Source organism: Nocardioides sp. PD653-B2, assembly GCF_002117935.1.
In the GTDB taxonomy this organism is placed as follows: Bacteria; Actinomycetota; Actinomycetes; order Propionibacteriales; family Nocardioidaceae; genus Nocardioides.
In genome coordinates, this window is record NZ_BDJE01000010.1 from 113,745 (window position 1) to 130,376 (window position 16,632).

The 16,632-nt window shown below is 70.7% G+C and carries 15 protein-coding genes; 3 read left to right on the forward strand and 12 right to left on the reverse strand.

Annotated features, from left to right (window positions below; translation table 11 throughout):
- Window positions 1-227: 227 nt before the first annotated feature.
- The 12 genes from PD653B2_RS04820 to PD653B2_RS04875 all read right to left on the reverse strand — a co-directional run bounded on the left by PD653B2_RS04820 (window position 228) and on the right by PD653B2_RS04875 (window position 13,937).
- On the reverse strand, window positions 228-1,145 hold the full coding sequence (locus tag PD653B2_RS04820; RefSeq protein ID WP_207559326.1) for an alpha/beta fold hydrolase: 918 nt from the start codon (window positions 1,143-1,145) through the stop codon (window positions 228-230).
- Window positions 1,142-2,119 carry a cyclase family protein gene (locus tag PD653B2_RS04825; protein WP_085871194.1) on the reverse strand — a complete coding sequence of 326 codons (978 nt, stop codon included), beginning with the start codon at window positions 2,117-2,119 and terminating at the stop codon, window positions 1,142-1,144. The genes PD653B2_RS04820 and PD653B2_RS04825 overlap by 4 nt, the downstream gene beginning before the upstream one ends.
- Complete coding sequence (locus tag PD653B2_RS04830) at window positions 2,116-2,919, reverse strand: SDR family NAD(P)-dependent oxidoreductase (RefSeq protein ID WP_085871195.1); 804 nt, start codon at window positions 2,917-2,919, stop codon at window positions 2,116-2,118. The genes PD653B2_RS04825 and PD653B2_RS04830 overlap by 4 nt, the downstream gene beginning before the upstream one ends.
- Entirely contained in the window at window positions 2,916-3,899 is a 984-nt protein-coding gene (locus PD653B2_RS04835) for a hypothetical protein (protein WP_085871196.1), read from the reverse strand. The genes PD653B2_RS04830 and PD653B2_RS04835 overlap by 4 nt, the downstream gene beginning before the upstream one ends.
- Entirely contained in the window at window positions 3,896-5,008 is a 1,113-nt protein-coding gene (locus tag PD653B2_RS04840; RefSeq protein WP_085871197.1) for an ABC transporter permease, read from the reverse strand. Before PD653B2_RS04840 ends, PD653B2_RS04835 begins: the two co-directional genes overlap by 4 nt.
- On the reverse strand, window positions 5,005-6,531 hold the full coding sequence (locus PD653B2_RS04845; protein WP_242665143.1) for a sugar ABC transporter ATP-binding protein: 1,527 nt from the start codon (window positions 6,529-6,531) through the stop codon (window positions 5,005-5,007). The genes PD653B2_RS04840 and PD653B2_RS04845 overlap by 4 nt, the downstream gene beginning before the upstream one ends.
- 13 nt (window positions 6,532-6,544) lie before the next feature.
- Entirely contained in the window at window positions 6,545-7,594 is a 1,050-nt protein-coding gene (locus PD653B2_RS04850; RefSeq protein WP_165763324.1) for a sugar ABC transporter substrate-binding protein, read from the reverse strand.
- A 115-nt stretch (window positions 7,595-7,709) separates the two neighbouring features.
- The gene (locus PD653B2_RS04855; protein WP_085871200.1) at window positions 7,710-8,222 is read right to left on the reverse strand and encodes a (2Fe-2S)-binding protein; all 513 of its coding nucleotides are present in this window, start codon (window positions 8,220-8,222) and stop codon (window positions 7,710-7,712) included.
- Window positions 8,219-9,064, reverse strand: a complete 846-nt coding sequence (locus tag PD653B2_RS04860) for an FAD binding domain-containing protein (RefSeq protein ID WP_085871201.1) — start codon at window positions 9,062-9,064, stop codon at window positions 8,219-8,221. The genes PD653B2_RS04855 and PD653B2_RS04860 overlap by 4 nt, the downstream gene beginning before the upstream one ends.
- A complete protein-coding gene (locus PD653B2_RS04865) occupies window positions 9,061-11,433 on the reverse strand; it encodes a xanthine dehydrogenase family protein molybdopterin-binding subunit (RefSeq protein WP_165763325.1) in 2,373 nt (790 codons plus the stop codon). Before PD653B2_RS04865 ends, PD653B2_RS04860 begins: the two co-directional genes overlap by 4 nt.
- Before the next feature lie 123 nt (window positions 11,434-11,556).
- Complete coding sequence (locus tag PD653B2_RS04870) at window positions 11,557-12,330, reverse strand: IclR family transcriptional regulator (protein WP_165763326.1); 774 nt, start codon at window positions 12,328-12,330, stop codon at window positions 11,557-11,559.
- 146 nt (window positions 12,331-12,476) lie between these two features.
- Window positions 12,477-13,937, reverse strand: coding sequence for a GAF domain-containing protein (locus PD653B2_RS04875; RefSeq protein WP_085871204.1), 1,461 nt, complete (start codon window positions 13,935-13,937; stop codon window positions 12,477-12,479).
- A 190-nt stretch (window positions 13,938-14,127) separates the two neighbouring features.
- Between PD653B2_RS04875 and PD653B2_RS04880 the strand changes: the two genes are divergently transcribed.
- The 3 genes from PD653B2_RS04880 to PD653B2_RS04890 form a co-directional block, all read left to right on the forward strand.
- A complete protein-coding gene (locus PD653B2_RS04880; RefSeq protein WP_085871205.1) occupies window positions 14,128-15,171 on the forward strand; it encodes an amidohydrolase family protein in 1,044 nt (347 codons plus the stop codon).
- Between the two features lies 1 nt (window position 15,172).
- Window positions 15,173-15,907 (forward strand): iron-sulfur cluster assembly protein, encoded by a 735-nt coding sequence (locus PD653B2_RS04885; protein WP_085871206.1) that lies wholly within the window; start codon window positions 15,173-15,175, stop codon window positions 15,905-15,907.
- The coding region (locus PD653B2_RS04890; RefSeq protein WP_242665141.1) for an alcohol dehydrogenase catalytic domain-containing protein at window positions 15,904-16,632 on the forward strand (729 nt) is incomplete at its 3' end. The genes PD653B2_RS04885 and PD653B2_RS04890, both read left to right, overlap by 4 nt.

Genomic DNA, 16,632 nt, shown 5'->3' on the forward strand with positions numbered 1-16,632 from the left:
TCCTTCGTTCGATGTCCGCCGAACTTCCATGCTGTGGAGCATGAGTTCGGCCGGCATCCCGTAGACGGGTTAGTTCCGAGGCAGGCCCGGGGTGGCCGACGGTGCGGGCGCGGTGCCGCCGCCGAGACGGCGGCACCGACCGAGCTGCGGGCAGTCAGGTGGACCGTGGCAGCCGCGCAGCCGGCAGCCGCTGAACGGGGGCGGCTACCGACGCCGTGGGCCGGTCGTCACCGACCCACCAGGAAGGAGACCGCCAGCTCGTTGAAGTGCGCGGCCTGCTCCCACTGCGGCCAGTGACCGGCGTTCTCGATCAGCTCGAACCGCGCGTCGGAGATCTTCTTGGACATCTCGATGCCCGCGGCCGCGGGACCGGAGGGGTCGTCGCTGGTCCAGACGACGAGCGTCGGAGCCGCGACGGCTGCCAGCTCCTCGTCCGTCACCAGGTTGCGACGCCGGATCTCCTCCTCCTGCAGGCACAGGATGTGGCGCATCGACTCGGAGAACCCGGGCTGGGAGTAGATCCGGCGCCGGATGTCGACCAGCTCGTCGGTGACACTGGCGGGGTCGGCCATCAGCCACTCCAGCCGGGCGCGGATCCGCTCGGGGCTCGGGTCGTCGGCTGCGGCCTGGCTCAGGTCACGGATCCGGGCCATCACCTCAGGGCGGGCCATGGTGCCGCCCGGCGTGTTGAGCACGACCTTGAGGACACGCTCGGGGTGCTCGGCGGCGAACTTGACCGCGATCCAGCCCCCGAGCGACTCGCCGTTGAGGTGGACCTTCTCGAGGCCGAGCGTGTCGAGGAGGCCCAGCAGGTGCTCGAGGTAGTCCGGCAGCTCGAGGTCGTGCTCGGTCAGGGTGGTGTAGCCGTGGCCGGGGTAGTCGTAGGCCACCACGTGGAAGTGCTCGGCCAGCGCCGCGACGTTGCGCGAGTACGCCTCGAGGTGCCCGCCGGTCCCGGGCATGAGCACGAGGGTCTCCCCGGTGCCCGCCTCGAGCACGCGGGTGCGCCACCGCCCGACCGTCACGTAGGAGACCCGGTGCTCCAGGTGTCCGAGTCCGGTCCACACACTTCCCTGCTTGCCGCTCATGGCGTCGGTCTCCTCCGTGGTCGGATCGGTCGTCGCGTCAGTCGTCGGGTCGGTCATCGGATCACCAGCGGGTTGACCGGGGACGCGACTGCGCCCGTGATGGGGAGCGGCGGCGCCACGAGCATGAACTCGTAGCGCCCGTCGGCGGCACACCGCTCGGCGAGGTGCTCGAGATCGAACATCTCGCCGATGAGCATGCCCATGTGGACGAGCATGATGATGTGGAGCGGCTGGAAGACGTCCGTCGTCTCGTTGGGGAGCACCTCGGTGCCCCACGTGTCCGTGGCGTAGCCCGCGACCTCGCGCTCGGCGAACCAGCTCGCCGTCGTCATGCTGAGGCCGGGCGCAGCGCCGCCGGCGTAGTCACCCCAGGAGCCGCGGTCCCGCACCTGCGCCAGCTGACCGGTGCGGATCAGGACGAAGTCCCCGGTGCCGATCGAGACGCCCGCCATCTCGGCGGCGGCGTCCAGCGTCTCGGGGAGGATCGCCTCGCCCGGCTCCAGCCACGGGCGGCCCGAGGCCCGTGGCATGTCGAGGAGCACCGCTCGGCCGACGACCTTGTCGCGCATGTTCTGCACGCCGTTGCGGGCCGCGCCGTCGCTGCTGACGAGCGCGGCAGAGTGCCCGTTGTACATCTTCCCTTCGTAGAAGATGTGGGACAGGCCGTCCCACTGGGTCCCGCAGGACAGCGGCATGGTGATGCCGTCGTCTGCATGCCGCGTGGTGGGCATGTGGTCCTGGGCTCCGGCCAGCGCGTCGGTGCCCGTCGCCATCATGTAGTGGACCGGGTTGTTCCGGCCGAAGGCACCGGTCTGCGGACCGTTCGCGTCGAACGGCAGCGCGAGGCTGATCACTTCACCGGTCCGGACCGTGGCCACCGCGGCCATGCGGTGCTGGTCGGTGAGGTGGTTCAGCGTCCCGATCTGGTCCTCGGATCCCCATCGACCCCAGTTGGAGTGGCGCTTGGCGAGTGCGTCGACGTCGGAGACGTCGAACACCTGGGTCGATCCCTGGGGGGTGTTGCTGGTCATGAGTTCTCCTGGGTGGTGTCCGAGAAGGCCTTGGCCTTCATGCCGAGATGGAGGCCGGAGTCGACGATGAGCGTCTGGGCGGTGACGGTGCGGGCGTGCTCCGCGAACCACATGACGGCGTCCGCGATGTCCTCCGGCTCGCCCACGCGCTGGAGCGGCATGGTCGCCGCCATCTCGTCGGCGAGCGCGTCGACCTGCTCCGGGGTCGAGTCGCCGCCCTTCTCCCACCAGCGGGTCCGCACGAAGCCGGCGGCCACGGCGTTGACGCGGATGTTCGGGGCCAGGGCCCGCGCGAGCGCCACGGTGAGGGTGTTGATCGCGGCCTTGCTGACGACGTAGGCGATGCTGCTGCCGTCGGCGCGGATGCCACCGACGGACGAGATGTTGACGATGGATCCGCCCGCGATCCGCATCCCCGGCGCGACGGCCTTGCTGCAGTGCCAGGTGCCCATCAGGTTGACGTCGAGCGTGCGGCGCCAGATCTCGTCGGTCATGGCCTCGAGGTCGCTGAACTCGACGAAGCTCGTGTAGCCCGCGTTGTTGACCAGCACGTCGACCGGACCCCAGGCCCGCTCGACGTCGCCGACCATCGCACGGACCGATCGCTCGTCCGAGACGTCGGCCTGCAGCGCCATCGCGTCCGCGCCGAGCGCCGTGATCGCCTCGGCGGTCGCGTGCGCGGCATCGGCCGAGCGTGAGTAGTTCACGACCACGCGGGCGCCGCGCTTCGCGGCGCGCAGGGCGCACTCGGCACCGATTCCGGTGCCGCCGCCGGTCACCAGGACGACCTTGTCCTTCATCGGCCGGCCCCCACGGTCTCGCGCGCCGCGCCGGCAACCGCCAGGAGCGATCCCATACCGGTGATCCACCGGGGCACCGGCTCGTACGACCGGTCGAACGACGCCGTTGCCAGGTCGTTGCCGGAGCCGACGTAGGCACCCGCCGCAGCGAGCCAGGTACGTATCTCCTGTCCCCCGTTGCCGCCGCTGTCGTCGATCTGCTCCTCGGTGAGGTCGAGCAGCGGCTCCAGGTCGCCGGACTGGATGCAGTCGAGCACCCACTCGTCCCAGACCGCGTTGACCTTGCCGTTGGCCTCCCCCATGGCGGCGACCCGCGACTGGCGGCCCTCCTCCCGCGCGGTCAGCTGGTCCCGGTCGCCGAGCAGGAAGTCCCGGTCGCGCTCCCCGAGGGCGGGGTCCGTCGGCTCGAGTCGAGGTGGCCAGTGGGAGAGCCCACCGGAGCCGACCACGGCGACCCGCTCGTCGCCGGGGTGGTCGGCCAGGGCGCGCCCCACGGCGAGGCCGAACTCGTAGGCGCGCCGGACCGTGCACAGCGGCGGCGCGCTGGTGTTGACCATGATCGGCACCAGGGGGACGTCGAGACCGGGGAACAGCGCGCCGTAGGTCTGGGCGATCCCGTGGTCCACGCTCATCCGCAGCGACAGGGCGGGGTCGAACCCGTCCTCGCAGACCGAGTCATGGACGAACCTGGCCAGGTCGGCGGCGACCGGCAGCGGGCCGCCCGGGCTGTTGTAGTCACCGGCTCCGACGACCTCCTGGACGCCGATGCAGAATCGCGGCATCAGGTCGTAGAAGGCGAAACGGAAGTGGTCAGGCCCGAAGACGACCACGGCCGAGACGTCCAGGTCGGCGAGGGCACGCGACGCACGGTGCGTGCCGTCGACGAAGACCGCGCCCGACTCTTCCGGGGCCGAGGGCGGGGTGACCCCCCACAGCGGGGAGTGAGAGTGGCCCATCAGGGAAACCACGCGAGTTGTCATGGACGAGTTCCTTCAGGAGATGTCGACAGGGTGTTGTCGAGGGGGAAACCGCGGACGTCGCTGTCCGGGCTGGCGGACGGAGCCTTCTGGGCGCCGACGGTGGGGGCCGTGTCCGGTTCGGACGGGCCTGGAGTGCTCGAGGACCGGAAGCGAGCCAGCTGGCTCCGGAAGCTGAACCGGTCACCGGCCACGGCGATGATGAGGATCACGCCGGTGACGACGTTCTGCCAGTCGCTCGCGACGCCGGCGAGGCTGAGGCCGTTCTGCAGGACGGCGATGAAGAGCACCCCGAGCGCGGTGCCACCGACACCTCCGTGACCTCCGGTGAGCGCTGTCCCGCCGAGCAGGACCGCGGCGATCGCCTGCAGGGCCAGCGTGCCGTCCACGGTCGGCACCGCGGCCCCGACCCGGCCGACGCCGATGGTCCCGGCCAGCGCCGCACAGGCACCCGCGAGGGCGTACACCAGGATCAGCGTTCGCGGGACGTGGATGCCGGAGAGCCGGGCCGCGATCGGGCTGCCGCCGATGGCGTAGATGTCGCGGCCGAAGTAGGTCCGGTTCTGCACGTACAGCGCGACGAGGAAGACGGCGGCCATGATCCAGATCGGCATGGGCAGCCCGAGGAACCGCTCGGTCGCGAGCCAACGCGCGACGGGGTCGGTGACCAGGAACGAGTTGCTGCCCGACCACAGGCTGACCACTCCGGTCAGGCTCGTCATGGTCGCCAGCGTGACCACGAAGACGGACAGGCCGATCTTGCCGACGGGGACGCCGTTGAGGAGGCCGCCGACCACGGCTCCGGCCAGCACGCAGAGCACCACCACGAGAGGACCCGGGAGGCCGAGCTCGAGGAGCTTGGCCATCAAGATCCCCACCAGGGTGGCGGTCGCGCCGACCGAGAGGTCGAAGCCTCCCGAGAGGAGGACGAACGTCATGCCCATCGCCACGATCCACAGGAGCGCGGAGTTCGCCACCAGGTTCTGCACGTTGGTGCTGGTGGAGAAGGCGGGCTGGGTGACGGAGAAGACGATGAACATGCCGACGACGAGCAGGAGCACCAGCCGGAACTGTGCCGTCGCCGCCCACGCTCGACCGATGATGGAACTCATGACGGGTGACCTCCGGCCAGTTTCAGGATCTCGGACTCATGGGTGTCTGCCGCGGCGACGTCGGCGACCACGCGGCCGCGGAACATCACCAGCACGCGGTCGCAGAGGGACAGCAGCTCGCTGATCTCCGACGAGCTGACGAGCAGCGCGGTGCCCGCCGCCGCCGTCGCACGCAGCTCGTGATGGATGTCCGCCTTGGCCATCACGTCGACGCCGCGGGTGGGCTCGTCGAGCAGCAGCACCTTCGGCCGCCGTACCAGCCACTTCGCCACGGCCACCTTCTGTTGGTTTCCGCCGCTCAGCCGGGCCGTCGGCACGTCGACGGCTCCCGGCGCGATTCGCAGGGCGGTGCACAGTCTGGCGACGGCCGCGGCTCCGCGTCGTCGAGCGGGTGGCGTCAGGCGGGGAGCGTCGTGCGTCTCCACCATCGTCATGTTCGTGACGCCGGTCATGGCGAGGACGAGGCCGTCGGTCTTCCGGTCGGCAGGCACGAACGCGAGGCCCTGTTGGATCGCGCGCCGCGGACCGCGCGGGAGGTACGGCGTCCCGTCCACCGCGAGCGACCCGGCGTCGAAGGCGCGAGCCCCGAAGATCGCCTCGAGCACCTCACTGCGGCCCGCGCCGACGAGGCCGGCGAGCCCGACGATCTCGCCGCGCCGCAGGGTGACATCGAAGTCCTCGACCAGGCCGGCGACCGTGAGCGCGTCGACGCGCAACGCCACCGGGTCTGCGGCCGTGGGTGCAGACGCCGGCTCGGGCCGGTTCGCCTGGTCCACGGGTGGCGCCTGCCCGAGCATGGCGTCGACGAGCGACTCCGGTGTGAAGGAGCCGGCGCCACCCTGCGCGACCGTCACGCCGTCGCGCAGGACGGTGATGTCGTCGGCGATCTCGAAGAGCTCCTGCATCCGGTGAGACACGAAGATGATCGCGACGCCCTGTGCCTTGAGCCGGCGCACCGTCGCGAACAGTGCCTGGACCTCGTCGTCGGTGAGCGAGCTCGTGGGCTCGTCCAGGATCAGCACCTTGGCGTCGGCCGTGAGCGCTCGCGCGATCTCGACCATCTGCCGTTGGTCCGGGCGCAGCCGGCGGACCCGGACGTCGGGGTCGATGTCGAAGTCGAGCCGCTCCAGCACCTCGTGCGCCTTGGCCCTGCTGGCGGACCGGCTCACGCCGGTCCGCCCGCGGACCAGTCCGCGACCGAGAAGCACGTTCTCGGCCACACTGAGGTCCGGCGCGACAGCGACCTCCTGCGACACCATCGCGATGCCGTGCCGCAGGGCTGCCACCGGGCTGCCGAACCGGACCGAGTGCCCCTCGATCCGGACGGTCCCCGCGTCGTGCCGGGTCTGGCCCGAGAGGACGCCCAGCAGGGTCGACTTCCCGCTGCCGTTCTCGCCGATGAGGGCGTGCACGACCCCGGGCGCCGGGATGCTCAGGTTCGCATCCTTGAGTGCCCGCGTGGGGCCGAAGCTCTTCTGCACCCCCCGGAGCTCCAGCAGCGGCGGCCCGGTGGCGTCTCCCATGCCGGTCACGTCGTCACTCGGTGGGGGTCGCGTCGTCGACGTTGTCGGCCGTGATGGCGGTGCCCAGGAGCGAGACCGTCTCCGGCAGCGGCAGGTGCTGACCGGTCACGGAGCTGTAGGCAGCGTTCACGAGCGCCGTGCCCTGCTCCGCCCACGGGACCTGGTACGACATGGCGATGTCCCCGGCCTTGATCGCCTCCATGACTGCCTCGCCGGTGCCGGAGTTCGCGATGATCTTCACGTCGTCCCTGCCGGAGGACTTGACGACCGTGGCCGCGGTGAGCGCGACCAGGTCGTTGTACACCCAGATCTGGTCGATGTCGGGGTTCTTCGCGAGCAGCTCGCTCACCGCGGGCCCGTAGCCCGCAGCGGTGTCCTCCTTGGAGTCGACCAGCCCGACGAAGTCCAGGCCGAACCGCTCGCCCCAGTACTGCTCGCGGTCCGCCATGTACTTGAGAGCGGCGATCGGGGCGGCGTTGCCGATGATGCCGAACGAGCCGCCCGGCTGCTCCGACGCGCCGTACTCGGCCATCGCGTAGGCCTCCCGGTCGATCGGCGCCTCGAGGTCGACCTCGTAGCCTTCGCCGAGCGGCTTGCTCACGTCCGGGCGGGCGTTGGTGGCGATGACGGGGATGCCGGCCGCCTTGGCGTCGGCCAGTGCGGGTCCGAGGGACTCGGGCACGACGGGGTACACGATGATGGCGTCCACGCCCTCGGCGAGCAGCTCGTCGAACTGCGAGACCTGCTTCTGCGGGTTCAGCTCGGCGTCCTTCACGATCAGCTCGACACCGAGCTCCTCGGCCCGGTCCTCGGCACCGCGCTGCTGCACGGCGAGCGTCGGCAGGGCGCCGTAGATCTGGAGGTAGCCGATCGTGAAGTCGTCGCCGGTCGACTCCGGAACGGGGAAGTTCTCGGGCAGGTCCTTCGCCGGGCCGTCGTACGCGACGGGCTTGGGTTCGGTGGACCCGCCGGACGCGGACTCCGAGCCGGAGTCGCTGCCGCAGGCCGAGAGGGCGAGCGCACTGGTGAGGGCCATGCTCGCGAGCAGGAAACGCTTGTTCATGTTCATCCTTGGTCTGTCGATGGGTCGGGTAGTTGCCCGGTGACCCCGAGTTCTGGGCAGGCAGGAGCCCGCCGGGACCGAGTCCGGCGTGTTCGCTGTCAGAGCTGGTGCTGCGTCAGCCGCGCTGGGGGATCTCCCGCTGTCGGGCTGCGGCGGTGCGTACGGCGGCGACGATGGCCTCGTAGCCCGTGCAACGGCAGAGGTTGCCGCTGATCGCCCAGCGAATGTCCTGCTCGCTGGGGTCGGGATTCTCCGCGAGCAGCTCGGAGGCCGCGAAGATCATTCCCGAGAGACAGAAACCGCACTGGAAGGCCTGCTCGTCCCAGAACGCCTGCTGGACGACGTCCAGCTCACCGTCCTCGGCCAGGCCCTGGGTGGTCACGATCTGGCTGCCCTCGGCCGACACCGCCAGCCGCAGACAGGTCTTGGTGATCTGACCGTCGACGCGGCTCGTGCACGCGCCGCAGTCGCCGGTCGCGCAGCCGATCTTCGGGGCGGTGACGCCGAAGTCGTCGCGGAGCGCCTCGACCAGGAGCGACCGGGGGTCGACGTCGGCCGTCCGGTCGGTGCCGTCCAGGTTCAGCGAGAGCCGGGTGGTGGTGCTGTGGTCGTGCTCGGTGGTGCTCATGACTCCTCCTGGTGCGCGGCCATCTCGAGGGCGCGGCGGGCGACCGGTCCGGCAACGGCCGAGCGGTAGGTGGCAGGGGCCAGCTCGTCCTCCCACGGCGTGGAGACCGAGTCGGCGGCCCGGCGTACGGCCTCCTCGATCGTGTCGGGCGTCAGCGGCCGTCCGGCCAGGACCGAACCCAGGTCCACGTGCACGGGGGTCGCGCTGACACCACCGAGGACGAGGCGAGGCTGCTCGCCGAGGACGCAGGCGGCGGTGGCGATCGGCCAGCTGCTCGCCGAGCGCTTCAGCTTGTAGTAGCCCCATCGGGCGGCAGGCCGCACGGTGAACTCGAGGCGGGTGAGGATCTCCCCCTCACGCAGGCACGAGGTCGAGGCGTCGGCGAACATCCCGGTCCCCGTGACCCGGCGCTCGCCGTCCGGGCCGGCGACGACGAGCGTGGCGTCCAGGGCGGCCACGGCAGCTGGTGCATCCGAGGACGGCCGCGCCGCCACGACGGAGCCGCCGACGGTGCCCTGTGACTGGATCTGCCGGCCTCCGGTGATGCCGCTCGCCATCGCCGCGAGCAGGGGGAGGTGACGGGCGACGTCCGGCGAGGACATCACCGCGGAGTAGGTGGCGGTGGCCCCGACGCAGACGACGCCGTCGACGACGTCGATCCCGCTGAGCCCCGCCCGGCGCAGGTCGACCAGGGCGGCGGGCCGGGACTCGTCCCGGTTGCACTCCGGCACCACCCAGGTGCCGCCGCCGATCACCCGGGAGGTCCCCGGGTTCTCGGCCAGGATCTCGATGGCCTCGGCGACGCTCGTCGGTGCGTGGTAGACGAAGGGCTGGGCGATCATCGCTGCCCACCCCCGATCGCGGCCAGGACCCGGTGCGGCACCGCCGGCAGCTCGGTGATGCTGGCGCCCAGCGGGCTCAGTGCGTCGTTCACGGCGTTGAGCAGCGACGCCATCGTGCAGGCCACGCCTCCCTCGCCGGCACCCTTGGTGCCGAGCGGGGTGAACGGGCTGGGCGTCACCTGGTGCTGGATCTCGAACGCCGGGACGTCGGAGGCCCGCGGTAGCAGGAACGTCTTGAATCCGGTGCTCAGCTGCCGCCCGTCGGGGTCGTGGAGGACCTCCTCGGTCAGGGCAGCGCCGATGCCGTTGACCACGCCACCGGTGAACTGGCCGGTCACGAACCGCGGGTTGATCATCACCCCGCAGTCGTGGACCATCACGTGCCGCAGGATGTCGACGACCCCGGTGTCGATGTCGACCTCGACGACCGACAGGTAGATGCCGTTGGAGAACGTCGAGAACGGCATGATCTTCCCGTCGTCGTCCGCGTGGTGCCGGATGTTGCGCATCCGGAAGGTCCGGGTCGACTCGAGCGTCGGCTCGACGTCCGGGGCCACGATGTAGCCGACCGTGTACAACGCATGGGCGACGACCGCGATCGGCAGCGCCTGCTCGAGGTCACCGTCGACCGACACGAAGCCGTCGCGCAGGACGAGGCGCTCGGCGTCGTCGACGTGGAGCATCGACGCGGCCACCTGGCGCAGCTTCGCGGCGACGTCGTCGGCAGCAAGGGCGGCCGAACCGCCGCCGGTGAGGATGCCCCGGCTGCTGACGTTGCCGAAGCCGAACGGGCAGATGTCGGTGTCGCCCTGCACGATCGAGACGGAGTCCATCGCGACCCCCAGCCGGTCAGCGACGATCTGCATGATCGCGGTGTCGTTGCCGTTGCCCGGGCTGGTTACGCCGGTCAGGACGGTGACGTCGCCGGACGGGCTCATCCGCACCGTGGAGATGTCCGAGGCGCCGATCAGTGCGCCGGGGATGTCGGCTCCTTCGGGCAGGACCTCGAACCCGACACCCAGGCCCAGGTAGCGGCCCTGCCCACGGGCCCGCGCCTGCTCCTCGCGGAACGCCGCGTAGTCCAGGACGGTCAGCGCCTTGTCGAGCAGCCCTTCGTAGTCGCCGCTGTCGAGCTCGAGCCCGGTGGTGGTGACGTAGGGGAACTGGTCGGCCTTGACCCAGTTGCGCCGCCGCACCTCGAGCGGGTCGAGCCCGGTGCGCCGGGCGACGGCGTCCATGACGGTCTCCATCAGCAGGACACCGGCCTCCTTGCCGAACGGACGCAACGGGCTCCAGGGGCCCTTGTTGGTCACCACGACCCGGTAGTCACAGCGGAAGTCGGGGACCTGGTACCCGCTGGGCATCGCCAGGGAGCCCGCGAACGCCATGCCGAACGCGCCGGTCGCGGAGGCAGCGCCGTGGTTGGCGACCATGTCGCATGCCACCGACGTGACGCGACCGTCGTCGTCGTACGACGCCGTGTAGGCGAGACGCGAGTCGCGGGCGCCGTATCGCAGGGTGCTCGCCCGGTCCTCGGTCCACTGGACAGGACGTGCGAGCGCGACGGCGAGGACGCACACGAGGTACTCCTCGGGGTGGCCGAAGTTCTTGAACCCGAAGGATCCGCCGACCGGGGGCGCCACCACACGCACGTCGCGTTCGCGCAGGCCGAGGAACTCGGCGATCGTGTGGCGCAGCGGATGCGGGGCCTGGGTCGTGCCGTACCAGGTGAGCCGCCGGGTCCGCGCGTCCCAGTCGGCACAGTAGGCACGGGGTTCCAGGGGAGCCGGGGCACCGCGGCCGGTGCGCAGGGTGCCGTGGATGACGCCGGCCGAGCGAGCAGCGGCCGCCTCCACATCACCACTACCGACAGTGCCCGACAGCATCACGTTGGAGCCCCAGCTCTCGTAGAGCAGCGGGGCGTCGGCGGCGAGCGCTGCTTCGGGGTCCATCACGTGCGGAAGTGGTTCGTAGTGGACCTTGACGTCAGCCGCAGCGGCGAGCGCCTGCGCCAGTGACTCGGCCACGACGGCCGCGACCGGCTGACCGACGTACACGACCTTGTCGACCGGCAGGACGTGGATCTCCAGCGGCTGGCCGCCCGTCGGGACCGGGTCCATCGCGTTCGGGATCGGCCCGTACTCCCCGGCGAGGGAACGTCCGGTGGCGACGGTGAGCACGCCGGGACGGGTCGACGCGTCCCGGACGTCGACGGTGATGCGGGCGTGCGGGACGTCGCTGCGCACGAGGACCACGTGGGCGGTGCCCGGGAGGCTCAGGTCGTCGGTGTAGCCGATCCGACCCGACACGTAGGCGTCGCCGTCGTGCCTGCGTACGGAGCTGCCGGCGAGAGGCCTTGCCTCACTCACGCGAGGAGCGGTCCCGTGTGACATCGAGTTCCCTGCCCATCTTCCGTACCGCAGAACTAGGATTCTGGAGAAGAGTAACGGACGTCACGTCATTGTCAAGAATGTGCATTCTTCACAGCGGAATTACCTGCTCAGCGCCTCCGCTCGGGCGACCGCCCCCGCGAGCAGGGCCGCCAGCTCGGCCTCTTTCTCCGGGGTGTGGCGCTGGACCGGGCACGAAAGGGACAGGGCGCAGACCCCCGTGCCGTCGGGGGCGTGCACGACGCGCGCGATCGCCCAGATGTCCGGCTCGTTCTCACGGTTGCCGACCGCGTACCCGATCTCCCGGATGTGTGCGAGCTCCGCGAGGAGCGCGGTCCGGGAGCGAATCGAGAACTCGGTCACCCCGGGGATCTCCTCGCGCGGATAGCGACGCAGGATCTCCTCGGTCGAGAGCTCGGCCAGGAGCGCCTTCCCGCCGGATGTGCAGTTCGCCGGCCGCACCAGCCCGACCCGCGACGTCGTACGAACGGGCCGGTCGCACTCGACGGCGTCGAGGAAGATCGTGTCGACCCCTTCCAGGGCCAGCATGCTGCAGGTCTCGTCCGCCAGCTCGACCAAGGAGCGGATGATCGGGCGCAACTGGGCGCGCAGGTCGTGGCGCACGACCGAGAGTCCCAGCGTCAACAACGTGGGGCCGGGCGCGTAGCTCTTGGCCTGGGCGTTCTTCTGGACCAGGCCGTAGTGCTCGAACATGGCAAGCAGCCGGTGCGCGGTGGACTGCGCCACCCCCAGCTCCTCGCTCGCCTCCGACACCCGTATCGAGGGACGGTCCCGCAGGAGCAGCAAGAGCCTGATCGCGTTGTCGACCGACCCGATCGGGTGCTTGGGCTCCGCACTGCCTGCCGATTCAGTCACAATCTCCCCATCGCGTAGAGCGCTCGTGTGACCATTTCGGGTCATCGATCCGCGCGGTGCCACACGATAGGCCACGGCATCACCCGACGTCGCGACGTTCACCTCCCGCGTCCAGCAGGTGGGCCGTCCGCCGGAGCCCGGCCCCCTCACCCCTTGGGGATGTGGATGTCGTACTGGGCGATCTTGCGGTAGACCGTGGCGCGGCTCATGCCCAGCTCGTCGGCTGCGTCTTTCATCGACGTCGCCGAGTGGGTCAGGACCCGGATGATCTCGTCCCGCTCGAAAGCCTCGATGCGGGAGAGCCGCCGCGACGACCCGGCGAGGACGGTGGGTGAGAGGTGCCGGACATCGATGACGTCGGCGTGGTTGACGGCGTGGCGCACGACCTGGACGAGCTCCTCGACGTTGCCGCGCCAGGAGTGATCACCCAGCGCGCGATCGGCCGCCGCCGTGAAGGCGACATCCCGTCCTCGCAGTCGGCGGGCGATGTGTCGGGCGAGCGGAAGGATGTCCGACGGGCGGTCCCGCAGGGCGGGGACGGGGACCACCGACTCGACGAGCAGCGCGAGCGGGGCCGGGATGTCCTCGAACCGCTCGGCGGTCATCGACACGGGCACGCCGTGCGCCGCCTGGATGAGGTCGCGGAGCTGCTCCGCGGCCCAGACGGGGAGGGCGTCGACGTCACGCATCACGATCCCCGTGTGGGGCTTGGTCAGCTCCGGTGTCCACAACGAGAGCCAGGCCTCGACGTCCTGCGGCGCCGGAGCGCTCGCGGCGAGGATGCGGTCGCGCGGACGCACGCGACGCTCGGCCTGCGCGAGCAGGGTGGACCGGCCGCTGCCCGACTCACCGAGGGCGGCGACGACCCGGCCGGCGGCCAGTCCGTCCACGGCCAGGCCCAGCGCCTCGACCCAGGCAGCGGAGAGCTCGACGTCGGTGCCGGCGCCCGGCTCGAGGCGGGGCGCCTCGACCCGGAACACCTCGCCCCGCGGGGCGGGCCGCGGCCGGTGCCCCTGGGCGCGAGCGAGCATCAGGCTGGCGGTCGCCCTGGCTGCCGACTGGGCGAGGGCGAGCAGCAGCTCGCTGGACGACTTCGACCAGGTCGTCAGGTTCACCGCGCCCTCGAGGCGACCCGTCACGGGGTCGATCACCGGGGCGGCTGCGCAGGTGTAGGTGCACAGGCTCAGCGCGTAGTGCTGCTCCGCCTTCACGACCGTCGGTGACCGGTCGGCGAGGGCCAGCCCGAGCCCGTTGGTCCCGGCCTCGCGCTCGGAGTACGAGAAGCCCGGCGCCAGGTGGACGGCGTCGAGCGCGCGCAGGAGCGAGTGGTCACCACTGAGCCGGTTGAGCAGGAGCCCGTCGGCGTCGGTCAGCATGAGGCTGACCGGCTCGGAGGCAAGGGTGCGGTGGAGGTCCGCGAGGACCTCGCGACCGCACTGGAAGAAGAGCGACTCGTCGTCGAAGGTGCCGTTGAAGACGGGCTGGATCTCCTCGAGCGGGACCCCGTAGTCCTCGCTGCGGCGCCAGGACGCCATCAGGCGACGGGGCACGGTCCCGAGCGGGGCGTCGTGGACCCGGGCGCGGGCCGGGACGGCGTACTCGTCCATGCGCACCTCCAGCCGTGAGCTGTGACCCACGTTACAACCGGCCGGTGGTGGCGGCGCCGGGGGCGCCGTCTCACATTGAGACAGCGCAACGTCTCGCATTGAGACACCGCGGACCCTTCCGCAGCCCCCGAGCGAGCCTACGTTCACCGACAACCGGTGACGCCCGTCACGGTCGGACGGAGGTTCAGGGATGTACACCAAGGACGGCGAGAGCTACTTCATCGTCGATGCCCACATCGCGCTGTGGGATGCGCGGCCGGAGAACCAGCGCAACCTCCACGCCAAGCAGTTCATCGACTGCTTCTACGACTACCACGCCAACCTCTCGCCCGAGTCCGAGAAGTGGACCTACGAGGAGTACCTCTACCAGGGCGGCGAGCGGCTGATGAAGGACCTGTTCGAGGACGGGTACGTCGACCACGCCATCTTCCAACCGGCACACCTCGGCGAGTTCTACGTGAACGGCTTCGGGCAGACGGAGGAGGCGTTCGCGCTCACCCAGGCGAACCCGGGGAAGCTGACCTACAACCACAACTTCGACCCGCGCAACGGCGAGCAGGGCCTCGAGCAGCTGCACGCCGACGCCGAACGGTTCGGGCTCAAGGGCGTGAAGCTCTACACCGCCGAGTGGCACGGGGCCTCCCGCGGCTACAAGCTGACCGACCCGTGGGTCTACCGCTACCTCGAGGCGTGTGGCGAGCTCGGCATCACCAACATCCACATCCACAAGGGCCCGACGATCCGTCCCCTCGACCGCGACGCCTTCGACGTCGCCGACGTCGACCACGTGGCGACCGACTTCACCGACCTCAACTTCGTCGTCGAGCACTGCGGCCTCCCCCGCCTGGAGGACTTCTGCTGGATCGCCACCCAGGAGCCCAACGTGCATGGTGGTCTGGCGGTCGCGATGCCGTTCATCCACACGCGCCCGCGCTACTTCGCGCAGATCATCGGCGAGCTCCTCTACTGGATCGGCGAGGACCGCATCCAGTTCTCCTCCGACTACGCGCTGTGGACCCCGCGCTGGTTGGTGGAGGCGTTCGTCGACTTCCAGATCCCCGAGGACCTGTCGGAGTACGCACCGCTGACCACGGACCAGAAGAAGAAGATCCTCGGGCTCAACGCGGCCAAGATGTACGACCTCGAGGTCCCCGCGGAGCTCCGGCTGCCCGATGCCGACGAGACCGCCACCGGGCCCCGCCAGCCCGAGCGTGCCGACCTGGCGTCGGTGTGACATGACCGCCGTACTCACGCACTCCCCGCGCCAGCGGGAGGCGTACGACGCCCTCGGGGTCGTCATCGACCCGGAGCTCGACGAGCCCATCACCGACCTGGGCTTCGTCCGGTCCGTGGCCGTCTCCGGCTCCGACGTCGAGGTCCACCTGCGGCTCCCCACGTCGTTCTGCGCACCCAACTTCGCCTACCTGATGGCCTCCGACGCCAAGGACGTGCTGGTCGCGCTGCCGTGGTCCGGGCGCGTGGTGGTCGAGCTGGACGACCACCACGACTCCGACATCATCAACCGGGGGCTGGCCGCGGACGCCGGCTACCGCGGCACCTTCCGTCACGAGGCGGAGGAGGACCTCGACGAGCTCCGACTCACCTTCCAGCGCAAGGCACACACGGCGGCGATCGAGCGGTGCCTGACCGCGTTGCTGCGCGCCGATCCCGAGCTCGACGTCGCAGCGGTCGGATCGGTCCGGCTCGGTGACCTGCCGGCCGACGAGCACGCCGAGGCACTGCGCCGGCGTCGTACGACGCTCGGGCTGCCGGACTCCGCCGACGCGCTCGTCCTGGTCGACCACGAGGGCCGAGCACCCGACGACGTGCCGATGGCGCTGCGCCGGGCCCGGTCCACCCGGATCTCGATCGACGGCAACGCCCACTTCTGCCGGGGCCTGCTCGGCACCCGCTACCCCGACGAGCCCACCTTCGTCCCCCTCAGCGACATCAAGGAGCACACGTCATGAGCACGATGCGAGCCGTCCAGGTCGTCGGGTACCACCAGAACCTCGAGATGAGGGACCTGCCGGTGCCCGAGGCGACCGGCCCGTGGGACGTCGTCGTCCGCATCGGCGGCGCCGGTGTCTGCCGCACCGACCTGCACATCCTCGAGGGGCAGTGGGCCGAGAAGTCCCAGGTCCAGCTGCCGTACACGATCGGCCACGAGAACGCCGGGTGGGTGCACTCCGTCGGCAGCGCCGTCACCCACGTGCGCGAGGGCGACAAGGTCATCGTGCACCCCCTCATCACCTGCGGGCTCTGCCGCGCCTGTCGCTCGGGCGACGACGTGCACTGCGAGTCGAGCCAGTTCCCGGGCATCGACACCGACGGCGGCTACGCCGAGTACCTCAAGACCTCAGCACGCTCCGTCGTACGGCTCGACGACTCGCTCGAGCCCGCCGACGTGGCGGCGCTCGCCGACGCCGGGCTCACGGCGTACCACGCGGCCGCGAAGGCGGCCCGCCGCCTGACCCCGCGCGACCGGTGCGTCGTCATCGGTGCCGGCGGCCTGGGCCACATCGGCATCCAGGTCCTGAAGGCGCTCAGCCCCGCGGAGCTGATCGTCGTCGACCGCAACCCCGAGGCGCTCGAGCTCGCGCTCTCGATCGGCGCCGACCACGGCGTGGTGGCGGAGGGCAAGCAGGTGGCGGAGGTGCTCGACCTGACGGACGGGTTCGGTGCCGAGGTGGTC